General features: G+C 70.1%; 16 protein-coding genes, 1 tRNA gene and 1 pseudogene. 7 read left to right on the top strand and 11 right to left on the bottom strand.

Translation table 11 applies throughout. The features are described from left to right. Positions 1 to 5 precede the first annotated feature (5 nt). Entirely contained in the window at positions 6 to 218 is a 213-nt protein-coding gene (locus tag OHA68_RS39800; protein WP_327104836.1) for a hypothetical protein, read from the top strand. Between the two features lie 140 nt (positions 219 to 358). Beyond that, positions 359 to 1,009: a hypothetical protein gene (locus OHA68_RS39795; RefSeq protein ID WP_327104835.1), complete on the top strand. Its 651-nt coding sequence runs from the start codon at positions 359 to 361 to the stop codon at positions 1,007 to 1,009. Here the strand turns inward: OHA68_RS39795 and OHA68_RS39790 are convergent. Further along, positions 1,003 to 2,391: an LVIVD repeat-containing protein gene (locus tag OHA68_RS39790; RefSeq protein ID WP_327104834.1), complete on the bottom strand. Its 1,389-nt coding sequence runs from the start codon at positions 2,389 to 2,391 to the stop codon at positions 1,003 to 1,005. The two genes, OHA68_RS39795 and OHA68_RS39790, sit on opposite strands and share 7 nt — an antisense overlap. Before the next feature lie 37 nt (positions 2,392 to 2,428). On the opposite strand from OHA68_RS39790, the gene OHA68_RS39785 reads away from it, so the two are divergent. Then, complete coding sequence (locus OHA68_RS39785) at positions 2,429 to 3,067, top strand: DUF305 domain-containing protein (RefSeq protein ID WP_327104833.1); 639 nt, start codon at positions 2,429 to 2,431, stop codon at positions 3,065 to 3,067. 3 nt (positions 3,068 to 3,070) lie between these two features. On the opposite strand, the gene OHA68_RS39780 is transcribed toward OHA68_RS39785, so the two are convergent. Beyond that, positions 3,071 to 3,487, bottom strand: coding sequence for an SsgA family sporulation/cell division regulator (locus OHA68_RS39780; protein ID WP_189143653.1), 417 nt, complete (start codon positions 3,485 to 3,487; stop codon positions 3,071 to 3,073). 446 nt (positions 3,488 to 3,933) lie between these two features. On the opposite strand from OHA68_RS39780, the gene OHA68_RS39775 reads away from it, so the two are divergent. Continuing rightward, positions 3,934 to 4,005, top strand: a tRNA-Val gene (locus OHA68_RS39775). Between the two features lie 168 nt (positions 4,006 to 4,173). After that, positions 4,174 to 4,338, top strand: a pseudogene (locus tag OHA68_RS45475) (GntR family transcriptional regulator); the annotation flags it as partial. A 428-nt stretch (positions 4,339 to 4,766) separates the two neighbouring features. Here OHA68_RS45475 and OHA68_RS39765 read toward each other — a convergent pair. The 5 genes from OHA68_RS39765 to OHA68_RS39745 form a co-directional block, all read right to left on the bottom strand. Then, positions 4,767 to 5,816, bottom strand: a complete 1,050-nt coding sequence (locus OHA68_RS39765) for an alcohol dehydrogenase catalytic domain-containing protein (protein WP_327104831.1) — start codon at positions 5,814 to 5,816, stop codon at positions 4,767 to 4,769. An 81-nt stretch (positions 5,817 to 5,897) separates the two neighbouring features. Then, the gene (locus tag OHA68_RS39760; RefSeq protein ID WP_327104830.1) at positions 5,898 to 6,716 is read right to left on the bottom strand and encodes an FAS1-like dehydratase domain-containing protein; all 819 of its coding nucleotides are present in this window, start codon (positions 6,714 to 6,716) and stop codon (positions 5,898 to 5,900) included. Further along, the gene (locus tag OHA68_RS39755; protein ID WP_327104829.1) at positions 6,713 to 7,870 is read right to left on the bottom strand and encodes a CaiB/BaiF CoA transferase family protein; all 1,158 of its coding nucleotides are present in this window, start codon (positions 7,868 to 7,870) and stop codon (positions 6,713 to 6,715) included. The genes OHA68_RS39760 and OHA68_RS39755 overlap by 4 nt, the downstream gene beginning before the upstream one ends. 9 nt (positions 7,871 to 7,879) lie before the next feature. Further along, entirely contained in the window at positions 7,880 to 8,668 is a 789-nt protein-coding gene (locus OHA68_RS39750) for an HpcH/HpaI aldolase/citrate lyase family protein (RefSeq protein WP_327104828.1), read from the bottom strand. Then, entirely contained in the window at positions 8,665 to 9,822 is a 1,158-nt protein-coding gene (locus OHA68_RS39745) for an acyl-CoA dehydrogenase family protein (protein ID WP_327104827.1), read from the bottom strand. The genes OHA68_RS39750 and OHA68_RS39745 overlap by 4 nt, the downstream gene beginning before the upstream one ends. Before the next feature lie 125 nt (positions 9,823 to 9,947). Between OHA68_RS39745 and OHA68_RS39740 the strand changes: the two genes are divergently transcribed. Then, positions 9,948 to 10,883 carry a LysR family transcriptional regulator gene (locus OHA68_RS39740; protein WP_327104826.1) on the top strand — a complete coding sequence of 312 codons (936 nt, stop codon included), beginning with the start codon at positions 9,948 to 9,950 and terminating at the stop codon, positions 10,881 to 10,883. A 35-nt stretch (positions 10,884 to 10,918) separates the two neighbouring features. On the opposite strand, the gene OHA68_RS39735 is transcribed toward OHA68_RS39740, so the two are convergent. From OHA68_RS39735 to OHA68_RS39725, 3 genes are all read right to left on the bottom strand, one after another. Beyond that, complete coding sequence (locus OHA68_RS39735) at positions 10,919 to 12,094, bottom strand: amidohydrolase (RefSeq protein ID WP_327104825.1); 1,176 nt, start codon at positions 12,092 to 12,094, stop codon at positions 10,919 to 10,921. Then, positions 12,091 to 13,287, bottom strand: coding sequence for a dipeptidase (locus OHA68_RS39730; protein WP_327104824.1), 1,197 nt, complete (start codon positions 13,285 to 13,287; stop codon positions 12,091 to 12,093). Before OHA68_RS39730 ends, OHA68_RS39735 begins: the two co-directional genes overlap by 4 nt. Before the next feature lie 99 nt (positions 13,288 to 13,386). Further along, a complete protein-coding gene (locus tag OHA68_RS39725; RefSeq protein ID WP_327104823.1) occupies positions 13,387 to 14,514 on the bottom strand; it encodes a CapA family protein in 1,128 nt (375 codons plus the stop codon). Positions 14,515 to 14,646: 132 nt separating this feature from the next. Between OHA68_RS39725 and OHA68_RS39720 the strand changes: the two genes are divergently transcribed. Next, positions 14,647 to 15,462 (top strand): IclR family transcriptional regulator, encoded by an 816-nt coding sequence (locus tag OHA68_RS39720; protein ID WP_327104822.1) that lies wholly within the window; start codon positions 14,647 to 14,649, stop codon positions 15,460 to 15,462. 19 nt (positions 15,463 to 15,481) lie between these two features. Here OHA68_RS39720 and OHA68_RS39715 read toward each other — a convergent pair whose 3' ends face one another. Next, positions 15,482 to 16,612: an NADH:flavin oxidoreductase/NADH oxidase gene (locus tag OHA68_RS39715; RefSeq protein ID WP_327104821.1), complete on the bottom strand. Its 1,131-nt coding sequence runs from the start codon at positions 16,610 to 16,612 to the stop codon at positions 15,482 to 15,484. Between the last annotated feature and the right edge of the window lie 4 nt (positions 16,613 to 16,616).

Below are 16,616 nucleotides of genomic sequence, written 5' to 3'. Positions count from 1 at the left end.
TCGCGTTGGCCGTCGGCAAGCCGCGTCCGGGAGATCTCGAACGGCTCGGCGACCACCGCATCGTGGGCCGGCCTGGCCAGGACGCCGTCCGTCCGGGCAACCGTCCGGGCGTCCATCTGGGCGTCCATCTGGGCGTCTATCTGGGCGTCTATCTGGGCGAGGCCGACGGTGCGGAGCGCATGGCCATCAAGGTGCTGACGGGCGGTGGGACGCCATAGCCGCCACGCCCGCCCCCGTCTCGCGGCGCAGGCTGCTGCTGTTCGGGGCGGGAGCGCTGACCGCGGGAATCGCCGCCGCCGTCGGGTGGCGGACCACGTCCGGCACCCCGGCGACCGAGCCGACGTCCGCTCCCGAGGCCGTGGCGGCGCCGCCCGGTGAGCCGCAACCGCTCGCCGCCGCGCTGCGGGCCGCCCTCGCCGTCACGCCGATGGCCGACTTCACCCATGAGGGCGGGCTGTCCCAGAGCAGCTTCACCGCCACGGCCAAGGGCAGCCTCGTCCACGATCCGCCGGCCACCGAAGGCTCCGGCAGCGTGAACGTCACCATGACCCTGACCACCCCCGAGACAGACGACGACCAGGTCGTGGTCATCGGCGCCGGCGAGCGGGAGGGCGTCTACCTCGACGGGCGCGAGGTCAAGGGCAAGGACGAGACCGGGGTCGTGCTGTACACCCGCGTCATCGCGTTCGTGGCCTCCGTCGGGGCCATTACCGAGCTGGTCGCGCTCACCCCCAGGCTGAGCAGGTCAGACCGCGTCTACATGGGCTCGCTCGTCACCACCACCGCGCCGCACACCGTACAGGACATCCTCGCCGAGATCGCCGGCGGCTGGAGCAGGCAGGAGCTGGAGAAGAGCACCCTCAACTGGAAGCTCACGCTGGACGAGCAGAACTGCCCGCGGGCCTTCCAGCTCGTCTGGCGGGCGCCGATCCAGGAGGCCGTGCTCGCGTCCTCCTGGACCACCGGCTACAGCGGCTGGCGCACCGGCACGATCGAGGCGCCTCAGTAGGTCTTCTGGGTCTGGACGTTGAAGTCGTCCATCTTGACCTGCTTGGCCGGATCGGTCAGCGGGTCGGTGATCTCCAGGACGTCCAGGCCCAGCTGGATGTCGGAGGAGTAGACGTACCCGTTGTAGTAGTAGGCCGACCAGGAGCCGGCGATGCCGCCCTCACCGTCGAACGGGCCGCGCTCGAAGTAGCCGATCTCCTTCGGGTTGTCGGAGTCGGTGAAGTCGACGAACGACACGCCGCCCTGGTACCACGCCTGGACCATGATGTCCTTGCCCGGCACCGGCAGGAGTGAGCCGTTGTGGGCGACGCAGTTCTCGCTCTCCTGCTGCTCGCGCGGGATCTTGAAGTAGCCGCGCTTCTGCAACTGGCCGTCGACGAGGTCGTAGACGGCGTCCGCGCCCTTGGTGGCCGGGGTCTTGGCGTCGCACGTCGGCGCGCCGCCGCCGCCCAGCTCGTCGCTGAACAGGACCTTGGTCGCGTCGTTGTTGAACGTCGCGGAGTGCCAGATCTGGAAGTTCTCCGGGTCGCTGATCTGCTGCAGCAGCTTGGGGTTCACCGGGTCGGCGATGTCCAGCAGTACGCCGTCACCGAAGCAGGCGCCCGCGGCCAGGTTCTTCTCCGGGAAGGCGGTGATGTCGTGGCAGCCGACGGCGCCCTCCTCGGCTCCCTTGATCGGGATGTCGGGCGCGGCGACGACCCGCGCGGACTTCGGATCGCTCACCGGGACTTCCACGATCTGCAGCAGCTTGTGCGGCGGCGGGCAGGTCTTGGAGTCCGGCTCGGGGCCGGGGGAGGAGACGTACACGTACAGCTTGTCGTTCTTCGGCACCATCGTGTGGGTGTGCGAGCCGCAGGCGGTGGCGACGGAGGAGACGTACTTGGGGCTCTTCTTGTCGCTGATGTCGAAGATGCGCAGGCCCTCCCAGGCGCGCTCCTCATCGGTGGAGTCGCAGCCCTCGCCGCTGCGCGGCTCGTCCACCGAAAGGATCAGCAGGTCGCCGTGGACCGTGACGTCGTTCTGCTGCGCGGGGCAGGCCACCTGGCTCACCGTCTTGGGGGCGGTCGGGTCGCTGATGTCGTAGATCGAGAACCCGCCGAAGTTGCCCACGAACGCGTAGTCGCCCTGGAAGGCCAGGTCGGTGTTCCAGTCGTCCGCGCCGTTGAGCGGGGCCGCGCGGGGCACGTTGGTCACCAGTTTGACGTTGTCGCTGGTCTTGACCTGGCCCGGCGGAAGGCTGCTCGACGGCGTGTCCGGCTGCTGGGTCGGCGGCGCGGCCGCCGGTTGCTCCGGGCTCGCCGCACACGCGGATACCAGCAGAACGGCGGCGCACAGCGCCGCCCCCCGAACCTTGGCGAAGATCACGCCTGTCCCCCTCGTCACATAGCTCAGTATGGAAGCTATGCCAGAGAAGTCCCGAATGTGCGCACTATTCGTCACGGTTCTGCTGATATCTGGGTCGGCAGGCTGCGGCCAGGAGCCGGAACGCCCGGCGCCGGTGGGCACCGACGCTCCGGTGATCGTCCCCCAGCAGCCGGGCGGGACGGGCCGTACGGCGACACCCGGCGAGCGCGTGGGGCGGATGCCCGCGAGCCCGACGGCCGCGGACGTACGCTTCGCCGAAGGCATGATCCCGCACCACAGGCAGGCCCTGGAGATGACCGGCCTGGTGCCGAACCGCACCACCAGCCCCGCGATCCGGGCCGTCGCCGACCAGATCGCGCTCACCCAGCAGCCCGAGATCACCATCATGTCGAACTGGCTGACGGCCCTCGGCCGCCCCGTCCCCGGCGGGCACACGCACGACGGCGCGGGGGACGGCTACGGCATGGCCACCGAGGCGCAGCTGCGGGAGCTGCGCGCGGCCCGGGGCGCGGCCTTCGACCGGATGTTCCTGGAGCTCATGATCCGGCACCACGAGGGCGCGGTCCGGATGGCGGGGGAGCAGCTCGCGGGCGGCCGTGACCAGCGGATGCGGCGGATGGCCAGGGATGTGTACGCGGGCCAGAGCATCGAGATCACCAGGATGCGCACGACCTTGGACACACTGCCCGGCTGAGGCTCAGGAGGGCCAGAGCATGTTGGTCAGCTCCGCGTCCAGATCCATGTAGTCGGCCTCGCGGCCGGCGGGCACCTTCTCGTACGTCCTGTGCAGGAACTCCGTCAGCGGCGCCAACGGCACCTCGAACAGCGCCTGCCCGAAGGGGGAGGTCAGGCTGATGTGCAGCGTGCGCTCGCCGTCGGCGCGCGCGGGCCACACCTGCACGTCGCCGTCGCCGACTCGTCGCACGATCCCGACGGTCAGCAACTCGCGTGCGAAGATCCACTCGACCGGTTCGTCGTTCCCTACGTGGAATGCCATGCGGATGGCGTACGGATCGTCGGCTGTGTAGCTCAGTCCGGCGAGCAGGGGGACGGTAGTACGGTCGGGGACCACAAGCCGAAGGCCAAGCTCGGCGGAGACGGTGGTGCTGTTCATCGTCAGCCAAACCTTTTCGTCGTAGGTCCCCTCTGCGGGGCTTTCACTGCTCTTGCGGACTTCGTCCTTGAGCTATGACGCGGAACGAAGAAACCTGTAGGAAAGATTCCGCTCCAAGGGCCTTCTGTAACGCAACTCACAGCTGGACATTTAGCCCTCTAGCTGGCTAAACGGCATCTATCGGGTCGTATTTGCAAGGGTTTTGCGTGGGGCGAAGCCAGGTTCCGAGAGGCTCCAAGAACGTTTACGGCGTGGATCACGATCGGCGTCTACCCGGGACAGGACGATGGTATGCCACCCGGCTGCCACACCGATGGGCAACCGCCGCCTTTCACCCGAATCATCCACCTGCCGCCGCCTCCGGGCTCGCTCGCTCGCCGTTTCGCCAGCGGCCCCTGGGATGCGGTATGGTTTTCCCCGTCGGCACCGTGAGGCACCGACCTGCCGGGCGATTAGCTCAGGGGGAGAGCGCTTCGTTCACACCGAAGAGGTCACTGGTTCGATCCCAGTATCGCCCACCGGCTCAAGAGCCGCCTCCCGAATGCGGGAGGCGGCTTTTTTGATCTGCAGGCGGCAAAGTCAGCCGTCGAGACCGTCCCCCAGATGGTGGGTGGCTCTCGACCTCGCTGGAGATGTCCGGCCCGTGTTCCCGTTGACATGATGCTGTAGCAAATACCATACGAGCCATGGCCGCGCTTCCCCAGCTTCCCTCGCCGGTTACTCTCGGCGATCAGGCGTATGCCGCCATCCGCGAGGCCATCGTCACCGGCTCTCTGGAGCGCGGGGAGAAGGTCACGGAGCGAGGGCTGGCGGAGTCGCTCAACATCAGCGCGACCCCTGTACGCGAGGCGTTGCGGCGGCTGGAGCAGGATCGCCTGGTCGAACGGACGGGGCCCAGATCTGTCCGCGTCGCCGAGTTCGGCGAGGACGAGCTGCGCGAGTTCACCATGATCGAGGATGTGCTCCGGGCGCTCGCCGCCCGGTTGGCCGCGGAGAAGTCGACGGCGGCCCAGCGCCGCGAGATGTCCCGGTGCCTGGGCGAGGCGGACGCGCTGCGCACCGAGATGCGCGACGTCGCTCCGGGGAGCGCGAGAGAGCTGGACCTGGTGATCGAGGTTCAGGCCATGCTCGAACGCCTCCCGGATCGCCGGCCGCTTGCTGGACTGACGGAGCGTCAGCGGGTCGAAGCGTTCCTGACGCCGTCCACCGCATGCTGTAGTCCACGTCACGGTCCTGGATCCCGTCCTGGCAGGGCGGGATCCAGGGACGGGATGCCGGGTCACTCGATGGTCAGCACCACCTTGCCGAAGCGGTCCGGGCTGACCAGGCGTTCCTGGGCCGCCGGCGCGTCGTCCAGGGTGAACTCCGAGTCGACGATGGGACGCAGCCGCCCGTCGGCCAGCATGGGCAGGACCTCGGCGAGTTCGCGGGAGTCGGCGGCGTGCGCGCCACGGAAGTCGATCTCGTTGCGGTACAGGCTGTACAGGACGATGTCGGCGTGGGGACCGGAGTGCGAGCCCATGCCGATCAGGCGTCCGCCATGACGCAGCGCGTGAATGGACTGCTGGATCGTCGCACCGCCGACCGAATCGTGGACGAGGTCCGCGCCGCGCCCTTCGGTCAGCGTCCGGACGGCGTCGCTGAACTCGGGAACCTGCCTGTAGTTCACGACCTCGTGCGCACCGAGCCGAAGGAGCCGGTCGCGCTTGTCGTCGGTTCCGGTGGTGGCGATGACCCGCGCGCCCAGGACGCCGGCCAGCTGGACGGCGGCGCTGCCCACGCCGCTGCCCGCGCCGACGACCAGCACGGTCTCCTCCGGCTGAAGCCGGCCACGCGTCACGAGCATGTGCCAGGCGGTCAGGTAGGCCAGGATGCTCGCCGCCAGTTCGGCGTAGCCGAGAGACTCCGGGGCGGGAATCGCGTTACGCGCGGGGACCGCGATGTACTCGGCGTAGGTGCCGTCGGTGTGCTCGCCGAGGAACTTCAGCGCGGGGCATCGGCTGTCCAGCCCCGACCGGCAGGCGGCGCAGGATCCGCACACCAGCATCGGCAGCAGCACGACCCGCTGCCCCGGCCGCAGCGTGGTGACCGCACTGCCGACCTCGACGACGTCCCCGGCGCCTTCCACCCCCAAGATGATCGGAAGCGGCTGCTGCTCGGCGAAACGGCCCTCCCGGACGGTCACGTCAGCGCGGTTCAGCCCGGCGGCCCGCAGCCGGACCAGGACATCCCCGTCGCCTACGACGGGCCGTGGCACGTCGTCGATCTCGACGACGTCCGGACCGCCGAAACGCCGCACCACACCGGCCTTCATCTTCATGTCCATCATTCCTGTCCTTTGTCATGATCTTCCAGCGGCTGCGACCTTTCGCGAGCCGCCGCACCCGGGGTCACCTGCCGGCTGATCCGCTCACGCCTCGACCTGGCCCTTCGCGGTGACGCGGCCACCGAGGTCGCGCACGATCACCGCATGGCCCGAGCCGGACTCGACGCTGCTCACGATGAGGCCCTGATGGTCGAACAGCGGGGACACCAGCCGATAGTCGAGGGAAGTGGCGGTCACGCCGGTCCGCCGTACGGACTCCGCCATCGCCAGCGCCTGCAGCGGGCCATGAGTCACCAGGCCCGGGTAGCCCTCGACGTCGCGAGCGTAGTCACGGTCGTAGTGGATCCGATGGGCGTTGTACGTCAGCGCCGAGAACCGGAACAGCAGGACCGGGTCCACGGGCAGGGACCACTCACCGTCCCCGGGCGGCACCGGCGTGACCGGGGCCGCCTCGGCGGGCGGGCCGGGGGCCGCGGCGTCACGGTAGACGAGGTCCTGCTCCTCGACCACCTTGACCTCGCCGCCCTGGGTGAGGGTGTGCCGCACGACGGTGAAGGTGAGCCGGCCCGTACGCCCCTCCTTGTCGAAGGACGACACGACCTCGGTGCGCCGGGTCGCCTCGCGGCCCACGACCAGCGGGCCGAGCCGGGTGACCCGGCCACCGGCGAACATCCGGCGCCGCCCCGGTCCTGGCGGGGTGGGGAGCACGGCGCGTACCGGATGACCGTCCGGCCCGAGGTCGGCCTGGCGCGGCCGCTCCAGCAGATGGAACCAGTGCCACAGCAGCGGGAGCCCTTCGATCTCCAGGTCGGGCAGGCCGACGTCGAGGAGCCCGGCGAACGCGATGGCGGGCTCCGGCCGCAGCACCTCGGTGCGCGTGATGACCTCGTGGTCCCCGGTCATGCGGTGACCTCCTCTCGTGCTCCGCCGAACTCGGCGCGCAGGCTCTCGTTGTGCTCACCCAGCCGCGGTACGTCCCCCATCACCTGCTCCTGGCCGGCGATCGTGACGGGCGGCAGCATCGCCTGGACGACACCTCCCGGGGTACGGACCTCACGCCAGCGGTCGCGGGCCACCAGCTGCGGGTGGGTCAGGAGTTCGACCGGTCGCCGCAGGCGGGCGCAGGCGATGCCCGCCCGGTCGAGCAGCTCGACGGCGCGGTCGGCGTCGAGCGTGGCGAAGGCCGACTCGATCAGCGGACCGATCAGGTCGTCGTTGACCACCCGTTCGGGGTTGTGGGCGAAGCGGGGATCGTCGACCAGATCGGGCCGCCCCAGGACCTCATGGCACAGCCGGGCCCACTCGCGATCATTCTGGACGCCCACGAACACCCGGTTCCCGTCACCGGCCTGATAGGGGCCGTACGGCGAGATCGACGGGTGCTTCGCGGTCGTCCGGCGGGTCTCCGACCCGCCGTAAGCGGCGTGGTAGGCCGGCTGGACCATCCACTCGCCGAGCGCGTCGATCATCGCGACCTCGACCGTCGCCCCGGCCCCCTGCGTCGCCCGCTGGAGCAGGGCGGTCAGGATCCCCGAGTACGCGTACATCCCCGTGGCGATGTCGGCGACGGAGACGCCGGCCTTGGACGGCGCCTCCGGGGTGCCGGTGGCCATGACGAGCCCGGTCTCGCACTGGACGAGCAGGTCGTAGGCCTTCTTCGCCCGGTAGGGTCCCTGCGGTCCGTACCCGGAGATCGAGCAGTGCACGAGCTCGGGACGCGACGCGCGCAGAGTCGCGGCGTCGAGGCCGAGCCGGGCGGCCGCGCCGGGGGCGAGGTTCTGGACGACCACGTCGGCCGCGCCGACGATGGCGTCGAGCACCTGCCGGTCGCCGGGGTCCTTGATGTCGAGCTCGATCGACTCCTTACCGCGGTTCAGCCACACGAAGTAGCTGGAGTCGCCGTGGACGGTGCGGTCGTAGTCGCGCGCGAAGTCGCCCGCACCGGGGCGCTCGACCTTGATGACCCGCGCGCCGAGGTCGGCGAGCTGCCTGGTGGCGAAGGGGGCGGCGACCGCCTGTTCGAGGGAGACGACGGTGATGCCGGCCAGCGGAAGCATGAGATCTCCTCAGTGTCGGGCTTGCAGGATGCGGCGGGCCTTGGCCAGGACCGGCTCGTCGACCATGCGGCCGTCGACGGTGAACGGGCCGCTCTGGGCGGTGGCGGCGGTGAGCACACTCCGGGCCCAGTCGATCTCGGCCGGCTCCGGGCTGAAGGCGTGGTTGACGGGATCCACCTGGGCGGGGTGGATGCACAGCTTGCCGCCGAAGCCGAGGCGCCGGGAGCGGACGGCCGCCGCGCGGACGGCCTCGATGTCGCGCGTCTCGACGGTGACGCCGTCGATGGGCGGGGGGAGGCCGGCCGCGCGTGCGGCGACCACCAGGGCGCTGCGGGCGAACAGCAGGGTTTCGTCGCTCTCGTCGGCTCCGATGTCGAGGGCGAAGTCGATCGAGCCGAAGGCCAGCCCGGTCACCGCGGTGCACGCCGCGACGGAGGGCGCGTCCTGGAGCCCGACAGCGGTCTCGATCAACGCGAGGATCCGCGTGCCCGGCAGCTCCCGCTGGACGCGCCGCACCGTCGCCGGTCCCTGGGCCTTGGGCAGGACCACGCCCCGCAGCCCGGGGGAGTCCCGCAGGGAGCCCAGATCGTCGTGGTGCCAGGGGGTGCCGGCGGCGTTGACGCGCACCCAGGCCGTGCCGCCGTGGGCGAGCCACCGGACGACCTCGCTCCGGGCGGAGTCCTTGTGCTCGGGGGAGGCCGCGTCCTCGAGATCGACGATGATCTCGTGCGCCCCGGAGGCGGCGGCCTTGGCGAACCGGTCGGGCCGGTGACCCGGGACGAACAGCCATGAGTTCATGAGCTGATCCTGTTGCGTTTCACGAGCTCCCTGGCGATGACGTTGCGCTGGATCTCGTTGGTCCCCTCACCGAGGATCATCAGGGGCGCGTCGCGGAAGTACCGCTCGACGTCGAACTCGGTGGAGTAGCCGTACCCGCCGTGGATGCGCATGGCGTCGAGGGCGATCTTCATGGCCGTCTCGGACGCGAACAGCTTGGCCATCCCGGCCTCCAGATCGGCTCGCTCACCCGAGTCGTACCGGCGGGCGGCGTACTGTACGAGCTGCCGCGCGGCCGTCAACTGGGTGGCCATGTCCGCGAGGTAGTTGCCGATGGACTGGTGCTTCCAGATCGGCTGCCCGAAGCTCTCCCGCTCCTGGCTGTACCGCACGGCGTCCTCCAACGCCGCGGCGCCGACGCCCAGCGCGCGCGAGGCCACCTGGATGCGGCCGATCTCCAGGCCGCGCATCATCTGCGCGAAGCCCTGGCCCTCCTGTGTGCCGAGCAGCGCGGACCGGGGCACGCGGAGATCGTCGAAGGACAGCTCGCAGCTCTCGACGCCCTTGTAGCCGAGCTTCGGGAGGTCGCGCGACACCTCGAAGCCCGGCCCCTTCTCGATGAGCAGGACGCTGATGCCCCGGTGCGCCGGCTCGGCCTTCGGATCGGTGAGACACAGCAGGGCGATCAGCTGGGACCGCCGCGCGTTCGTGATCCAGGTCTTGGAGCCGTTGATCACATACTCGTCGCCCTGCTTGCGCGCGACGGTGCGCATGGCCTGGAGGTCGGATCCGCCGCCTGGTTCGGTCAGGGCCATGGTCGCCCGGATCTCGCCGGTGGCCATCTTCGGCAGGTAGGTGTCCTTCTGCTCCTGGGTTCCGTAGTTCAGCAGCAGCTTCGCGACCACGCTGTGCCCGCCCATGGCGCCGGCCAGGCTCATCCAGCCGCGGGCGAGCTCCTCGGTCACCGCGGCGTAGCAGGGTGCGGACACGGCGGCGTCGTTCCACGGCTCGGGAATGGCCAGCCCGTAGATGCCCATCTGCTTCATCTGCTCGATGAGGGCCTCGGGATAGGTGTCGGTGTGCTCGAGGTCCCGTACGACGGGCTTGACCTCATGGTCGACCCAGTCCCGTACCAGGGCGACGATCGCTGTCTCATCTGCGCTGAGCTCGTACATGGTGGGCCTTTCGAGGCGGGGTGGGTGCGCAGGGCTGCTTACATCTTGCTTTGTTATGGGTCGTACGGTGTAATGCTGATTTGTGATGTCCCCAGGCGGTTCGCGCATGACGGCGGAAGGACTCGATGGACTTCAAGCAGCTCACCGCGCTCGTGACCGTGAGCGACGTCGGTAGCGTCACCAAGGCGGCGCGCCTGCTTCACGTGGTGCAGCCCGCGGTCAGCCGGCACATCCGCTCGCTGGAGGAGGAGGTCGGCGTGCCGCTCTTCGAGCGCACCCGGCAGGGCATGACGCTCACCCCCGCCGGTGAGATCCTTACCGAGCGCGCCCGTCGCGCGCTCCTCGAACTGGAGCGGGCCCGGGCCGAGATCCGCCCGGATCGCGGGCCGGTCCAGGGGATCGTGACGATCGGCCTGCTGGAGAGCACCGTCGAGATCCTCGCCGCGCCCCTGCTGGAGTCGGTGGCGCGGCAGCACCCGGGCGTCGAGCTGCGCCTGCTCAGCGCCTTCTCCGGCCATCTGCAGCAGTGGCTCGACGACGGCGATGTCGACATGACCCTGCTGTACAACCTGGAGTCGACCCCCTCGATCTTCGTCACGCCGCTGCTCCACGAGTCGCTGTGGGCGGTCGCGCCGCCCGGCGCGGCTCTCGGCGCCGACGCGCTGACCTGGAAGCACGTGGCGGAGCAGCCCCTCGTGCTGCCCGTGGCCGGGCACGGCCTTCGGGTCCTGATCGACGAGGCGCTGCACATCACCGAGGTCGAGCCCACGGTGGTGTGCCAGACCAACTCGATGCTGCTGCAGAAGAGGCTGGTGGCCTCGGGGAGCGGGTGGAGTGTCCTGCCCGCGGCGGGCGTCGCCGGGGACGTGGCGGCCGGACGGCTGAACGGCGGCCCGCTGACCGAGCCCGAGGTGTCCCGTACCGTCGTCCTCGCCCTGCAGCGGAGCGGCCGGGTGCCGGCCGCGGTGCAGGTGGTCGCGACCGAACTCGTCCGGGCCGCGCGCCGGCTGGTCAAGGACGGGGGATGGCCGACGGCCCGCGCCGTCGAGCGGTCAGACTGAGCCGGCCTGGTCGACGGCGGACACCGTGACGGTCCTCAACGACCCGTGCCCACGGCGGGACCGCCGGCCAGCAGCCGCGCGCGAAGCGGCGCGGACCGCGCGATGTCCGCGATGGTGAGCGCCATCGCCAGCCCGCCGTCGCGGACGAACCGGTCGCCCTCCGGGCCTCCCGCGGCGACCGCGAAGGCGGCGGTGTGGTTGCCCTCCTCGGCCGGAAGGTCGAACGAGAGCATCGGGTGCAGGGCGGGGACGCGTTGCGAGACGTTCCCCATGTCGGTCGACCCGAACAGCTTGTCCGGATAGTCGGGGAAGGTGCGTCCGATGGCCTCCGCCTGAGCCTGAAAGGCGGCGGCCAGATCGTCGTCGTGGCGGAACTCGCGGTAGAGGGAGGGCAGCAAGGCGAACTCGGCGGCGGTCCCGGTGGCGACGGCTCCGGCCTCGAAGCAGCGGCGCACCCGCTCCCACACCTCGTCGACCTCGTCGATCGTGTCGCCTCGGATCATGCACTCGACCACGGCGCGGTCGGCGATGACGTTGACGGCGGAGCCGGCCTCCTTCACCACGTGGTGCACCAGGATGCCGTCCCGCAGCTGCTGCCGCAGCAGCCCGATGGCGACCTGGGCGACCACTGTCGCGTCGGCGGCGTTCAGCGCGCTCCACGGCCGCGACGCGTGCCCGCCACGGCCGGTGTACGTGACCCGCCACGACCGCGACGCGCGGAACCGCGGCGCGACGACGTCCTTCAGCGACGGATGCACCATCATCGCGGCGTGCGTCCCGGCGAAGACGCCACGGTTCAGCATGATCTCCTTGCCGGTCCCGCTCTCCTCGGCGGGAGTGCCGAAGACCCGTACCGTCAGCCCCAGCTCGTCGGCGAACGGCGCCAGCGCGAGCGCGGCGCCCACGGCCGCTCCGGCGATGACGTTGTGACCGCACCCATGGCCGATGCCGGGAAGCGCGTCCATCTCCGCGCAGATGCCGAACACCAGCTCACCGGAGCCCGCCGACGCCACGAAGGCCGTCGGCAGGTCGGCCACCCCTTTCTCGATCGTGAACGCCCCACGGCCGTCGAGGGTCGCGACGATCGAGGCCGAGGCCCGGTGTTCCTGGAACGCCGGCTCGGGATCGGCGTTGATCCGGTGGGAGAGGTCCAGGACCGCGTTCAGGTTCTGGTCGAACTCACGGGTGATCCGGTCGTTGATGTCGGTCATCGCCATACCTCGCTCAGCAGCCGAAGGATGTTGCCGCCCAGGACGGCCTGGATCTCGCTGTCGCTGTAGCCGTGCTCGACGAGCCATCCGGTGATGTTGCGGAAGTTCTCGCTCGGGTTCTCCAGCCCATCGACGTGCGCGACCCGGTCGTGGGCGACGTCGGTCGCCGTGAGGCCGAGTTTCCCGCTGATCGCGTGGTGGAAACCCACGTGGTCGCCGTACAGGGTGTCCGGGCCGAACGCGACGTGCTCGATGCCCATCAGGTCGACCGCGTAGGTGAAGTGATCCATCACCGACTCGATCGTGTGCGTGCGGTGGTCGTAGGACACGGTGGTGTGCGGCGCCGCTTCGAGGCCCAGGACACCGCCGCGCTCCGCGCATGCCCTCAGCACCTCGTCCGGCTTCATGCGGGCGATCGGCCACACCCCGCGGGCGCCGGCGTGAGTGATCGCGACCGGCTTCGAGGAGGCCTCGATCGCCTCCAGGGAGGTCCGGTCACCGGCATGGGAGACGTCGATGAGGACGCCCAGCGCGTTCATGCGCCGCACCGCGCGCCGGCCGAAGGCCGTCAGACCTTCGTCGCTGGGATCCTTCTGTCCGCTTCCGAGGGTGTTCGCCGTGGCGTAGACCAGGCCCATCTGCCTGATCCCCAGCCCGTAGAGCACGTCGACGCGGTCCAGCTCGGTCCCGATCGGTCCCACGGACTCGGTGCCCATGATGAAGGCGAGGCGGCCGTCGCGCTTGGCGTCGAGGATGTCCTGGACCGTGTGCGCCACCACGACCCCGTCCTGGTGGGCGAGGTCCGCCAGGCGCAGGCCGAGCGTCGTGATCAGGTCGTCCCACTGCCATCCCGACGGGGTCGTGCTCCCGATGACGCCGAACCAGTTGTCGAAGATCGCCGTCAGTCCGGATCGCCGCAGTTCGGTGAAGGCCGTGAACTCCCGCGTGGTCCGCAGGAAGGCGGACACGTCGCTCAGGTCCGCCGGGAACAGTTGGGGATGGTCGTGGAAGCTGATCACCACGTTGTCCGCGAGCAGTCGTTCGACCCGTGCCACCTGCTCCTCGTCCAGTGCGGCGGCGAAACCGCTCCGGCGATGGCGGGGATCGGACAGCTCGACGGCGGGGAAGTCGATCCCGCGCCGCATGTACGGGAACGACTCGTAGTCGGACGGCCTGGCCACCGGGCTGGACATGGAAGGTTGCCTCTCTCGGGCTGATGTCATTCTCGTGCCGTAGTGCGGCACGCTGTTCTGCATTGCAGTACAAACTGTGGCAGTCGTCACGTTTCGCTGTCAACGGCCGACCGGCGGGCGTCGTACGGACCCGTCGTCGTCCACCACGACGGACGGGTCCAGGTCCCTCGACGCCGCCGCGAACCGCGCGAGGATCGAGGCCGCCATCTCGGGTCGCGGCATGATCGGCTGGCTGTCCTGGTCGAGCTCGACGGGCTCGACCCGGAGTGTGGGCGCGTCGGCCACTCCCAGCCGCACCTGGAACACCGCACTCTCGTACCAGGGGCCTTTCATCAGGACCGGCCGGTAGGGGGCGAACGGGTGCGCGTCCTCCCGGGCGACCATCGAGTCCGGGCTCCACCCGTCGCACCAGTCGAAGACGAAGTTTCCCGTCGAGTAGAGGATCAGTCCGTGTGCGTAGAACTCCACGGGGTGCAGGCAGTGCGGATGGTGCCCGATGATGAGGTCCGCTCCGGCGTCGATCAGGCGTCGTGCCAGGGGCTGCTGATACTGCGCCAGGGGTCCTTGCGCCGTCGGCAGATAGGGGAAGGGAACTCCCCAGTGCAGCGCCACCACGACGAAGTCGTTGCTCTTCCTGGCCTCGCCGATCAGGGCCTCGGCCGCTCGGACATCCGGCTCATGCGCGCTGGAGTGCACGAACGGGGGCGTGCCGGGCGTCTCCTCCAGGAAGCCGGTGTCGTACTCGAAGCTCTGGCGTACCCGGATCGCACCGATGCCCGCCCGGTCGGCAGTGGCGTTGTAGCCCAGCGGAAGCGCGGAGCAGAAGCTGAAGAAGGCGAGGGTGTTCCCGCCGGCGGACACGACCCGGGGGCGGGTCGCCTCGGTGACCGACTCGCCGAAGCCGGCATGCAGGACTCCCGCCGCGTCCAACGCCCGCACGGTGTCGCGCATGCCGTCCGCGCCGTAGTCCATCGCATGGTTCGTCGCCAGCGACACCAGGTCGACGCCTGATCCCGCCAGCTCCGCCGCGCCCGCCGTCGGCGCGCGCATGGCGACCAGCTTCTCGGCGCGCTGCCCGGCCGCGGTGAGCGGCGCCTCCAGATTGCCGATCGTCAGATCCCCGCTCCGCAGCAGCCCGAACGCGGAGTCGCCCGGTCCGGGGCGGTCCACGACCGGGCGCCGCGGCCACCCTGACACGACGACATCTCCTACGACGGTGAGATCCATAGATCGTCCGTTCCACTATGCAGCACGACGTGCCGCATAGTAGTCCGATGGCGCGGTGGCGGTAAAGAGGCGCGCTCCCGGCTGTGCCGCGATGAGGCATGGCTTGGTGCTGGGTGGTACGCTCGGCTCCCCATGAGCACCGGAAAAGGCAGCGACGACACGCCTGGCCAGGACAGGCCGGCCGGTGGCATCCGGACGATGAACAGCGTGCTGAGCACGCTCCGCGTTTTCGAAGAAGTCGCTGTGCGACAGCCGATCGGCGTCTCGGAGCTGTCCCGCGTCACGCGCATCCCGAAGAGCTCGGTTCAGCGGTGCCTGGTGACCCTCCAGCAGGCCGGCTGGCTGAGAATCGTGGACCCTGAGCACGCGCGCTGGGGCGTGACGATGAAGGTGCTGGCCCTCGGGCTGCGCGGGGCCGGCGAGCAGGATCTCAGAGAGCTGGCGGGGCCGGCGATGAAGCGGCTGTCGGCCGAGGCGGACGAGACCGTCTTCCTCGGGGTGGGCGACGGCGAGGAGTGCGTCATCGTCGCGCGGGAGGACAGCACGCAGGTCGTCCGCGCGTTCCTCGACATCGGCGCCCGCCTGCCGCTCCGCGCCACGTCGGCCGGCGTCGCGATCATGGCGCGCCTGGAGGCCGCCGAGGTCGACCGGCTGCTGCGGCACGAGTTCAAGGAGTTCGCGGGCACTCCCATGCCGAGCTCCGAAGAGCTCCGGCAGGAGATCGCCCGGACCGCCGAGCGTGGTTACGCGCTCAACATGTCGTCGTGGTACCACCCGCCGTACGTCGCCTCCATCGGCGCGGCCATCACGGACGCGGAGGGACGGCCCGTCGCGGCGCTCGCGCTGGCCATCCCGGAGATGCGCTACGACCACTCCCGGCGGGATGCGCTGGCGCGGATGACCGTCGCGGCGGCGGATGAGATCAGCCGGCTGATCTCATCCGCCTGAGCCTCCAGCGGCGGTCGCGTCAGCGGGTCCCCTCGGTGGAGGGTGCGAATCCCTCGAAACTGCCGTCGCGCTTGGCGAGCCAGTAGGCGATGCGGGACGGCGCCTGCGCGTACGGATCGGGCACGCCGAGCTTTCGGGCGGCGTCCATGGGCCAGTTCGGGTTGTAGAGCAGCTCGCGGCCCAGTGCGACGAGATCCGCCCGGCCCTGTTCGATGATCGCCTGGGCCTGCTTGGCGTGCACGATGTGCCCGACCGCCATCGTCCTGATCCCGGTACGTGCCCGCACCTCCTCCGCGTAGGGCACCTGGTAGCCGTAACCCGCGCTCGTGGTGTCGAAGACGGGCCGGCCCGTGAGGCTCCCCGAGCTGCAGTCGATGACGTCCACCTCATGTCCGCGCAGCTCCCGTACCAACTCGACGGTCTGGTCGATCTCCCAGTCGACGTCCACGCAGGACAGGCGGACGAACAGGGGTTTGTCGGCCGGCCAGATGGTCCGGATCCCGTCGATGATCTCCATGAGAAGCCGGGCGCGGTTCTCCGGCGATCCGCCGTAGTCGTCCGTGCGCTGGTTCGACAGCGGCGAGAGGAAGGTGTGGATCAGGTAACCATGCGCCGCTTGCACCTCAAGGACGTCGTATCCGGCCTCCTGTGCCCGCCGCGCCGCCTGCACCCATGCGTCCACCGCCTCCTGGATGTCGCGGAGCGACATCTCGATGGGCATGTTGTAGCCGTCGAGCATGACGGGTAACGGGCTGGGGCCCAGCACCTGCCAGTCCTCGGCGGCCGGGGGATTGGGCTCGCGCCAGGCCCACGGTGGATTCCGGCGACCCTTGCGGCCGGCATGGATGAGCTGGATTCCTGGTACGGCGCCGCCGGCCTTCACGAGGTCGACCAGCCGCGCGTAGTGAGGCACCAGGCTGTCGTCCCAGATGCCCAGGTCGCCGACGGTGCCTCGGCCCTTGCGAGCGACGGTCGTGCCTTCCTGGAAGATCAGGCCGGCGCCGCCCTCGGCGAGCCGGCCGAGGTGCACGGCGTGCGTGTCCGTCGGCGCGCCGTCCACGCCGGAGTACTGCCACATCGGAGAGGCCACCACCCGGTTCTTGAGCCGCACTCCTCGGATCTCGAGCGGGCTGAACAGGTCATGGGACATGTGC

The organism is Nonomuraea glycinis, assembly GCF_035920485.1.
In the GTDB taxonomy this organism is placed as follows: Bacteria; Actinomycetota; Actinomycetes; order Streptosporangiales; family Streptosporangiaceae; genus Nonomuraea; species Nonomuraea glycinis.
The sequence above is the reverse complement of the archived record's forward strand: the minus strand, read 5'-3'. Positions and strand labels throughout refer to the sequence as shown.

Bases quoted from the DNA above. Each gene is read 5' to 3' on its own strand.
- OHA68_RS39720 (WP_327104822.1), top strand. From the start codon at position 14,647: ATGAGCACCGGAAAAGGCAGCGACGACACGCCTGGCCAGGACAGGCCG.
- OHA68_RS39740 (WP_327104826.1), top strand. From the start codon at position 9,948: ATGGACTTCAAGCAGCTCACCGCGCTCGTGACCGTGAGCGACGTCGGT.
- OHA68_RS39730 (WP_327104824.1), bottom strand. From the start codon at position 13,287: ATGTCCAGCCCGGTGGCCAGGCCGTCCGACTACGAGTCGTTCCCGTAC.
- OHA68_RS39780 (WP_189143653.1), bottom strand. From the start codon at position 3,487: ATGAACAGCACCACCGTCTCCGCCGAGCTTGGCCTTCGGCTTGTGGTC.
- OHA68_RS39735 (WP_327104825.1), bottom strand. From the start codon at position 12,094: ATGACCGACATCAACGACCGGATCACCCGTGAGTTCGACCAGAACCTG.
- OHA68_RS39715 (WP_327104821.1), bottom strand. From the start codon at position 16,612: ATGTCCCATGACCTGTTCAGCCCGCTCGAGATCCGAGGAGTGCGGCTC.
- OHA68_RS39785 (WP_327104833.1), top strand. From the start codon at position 2,429: ATGTGCGCACTATTCGTCACGGTTCTGCTGATATCTGGGTCGGCAGGC.
- OHA68_RS39755 (WP_327104829.1), bottom strand. From the start codon at position 7,870: ATGCTTCCGCTGGCCGGCATCACCGTCGTCTCCCTCGAACAGGCGGTC.
- OHA68_RS39760 (WP_327104830.1), bottom strand. From the start codon at position 6,716: ATGACCGGGGACCACGAGGTCATCACGCGCACCGAGGTGCTGCGGCCG.
- OHA68_RS39750 (WP_327104828.1), bottom strand. From the start codon at position 8,668: ATGAACTCATGGCTGTTCGTCCCGGGTCACCGGCCCGACCGGTTCGCC.
- OHA68_RS39765 (WP_327104831.1), bottom strand. From the start codon at position 5,816: ATGATGGACATGAAGATGAAGGCCGGTGTGGTGCGGCGTTTCGGCGGT.
- OHA68_RS39745 (WP_327104827.1), bottom strand. From the start codon at position 9,822: ATGTACGAGCTCAGCGCAGATGAGACAGCGATCGTCGCCCTGGTACGG.
- OHA68_RS39725 (WP_327104823.1), bottom strand. From the start codon at position 14,514: ATGGATCTCACCGTCGTAGGAGATGTCGTCGTGTCAGGGTGGCCGCGG.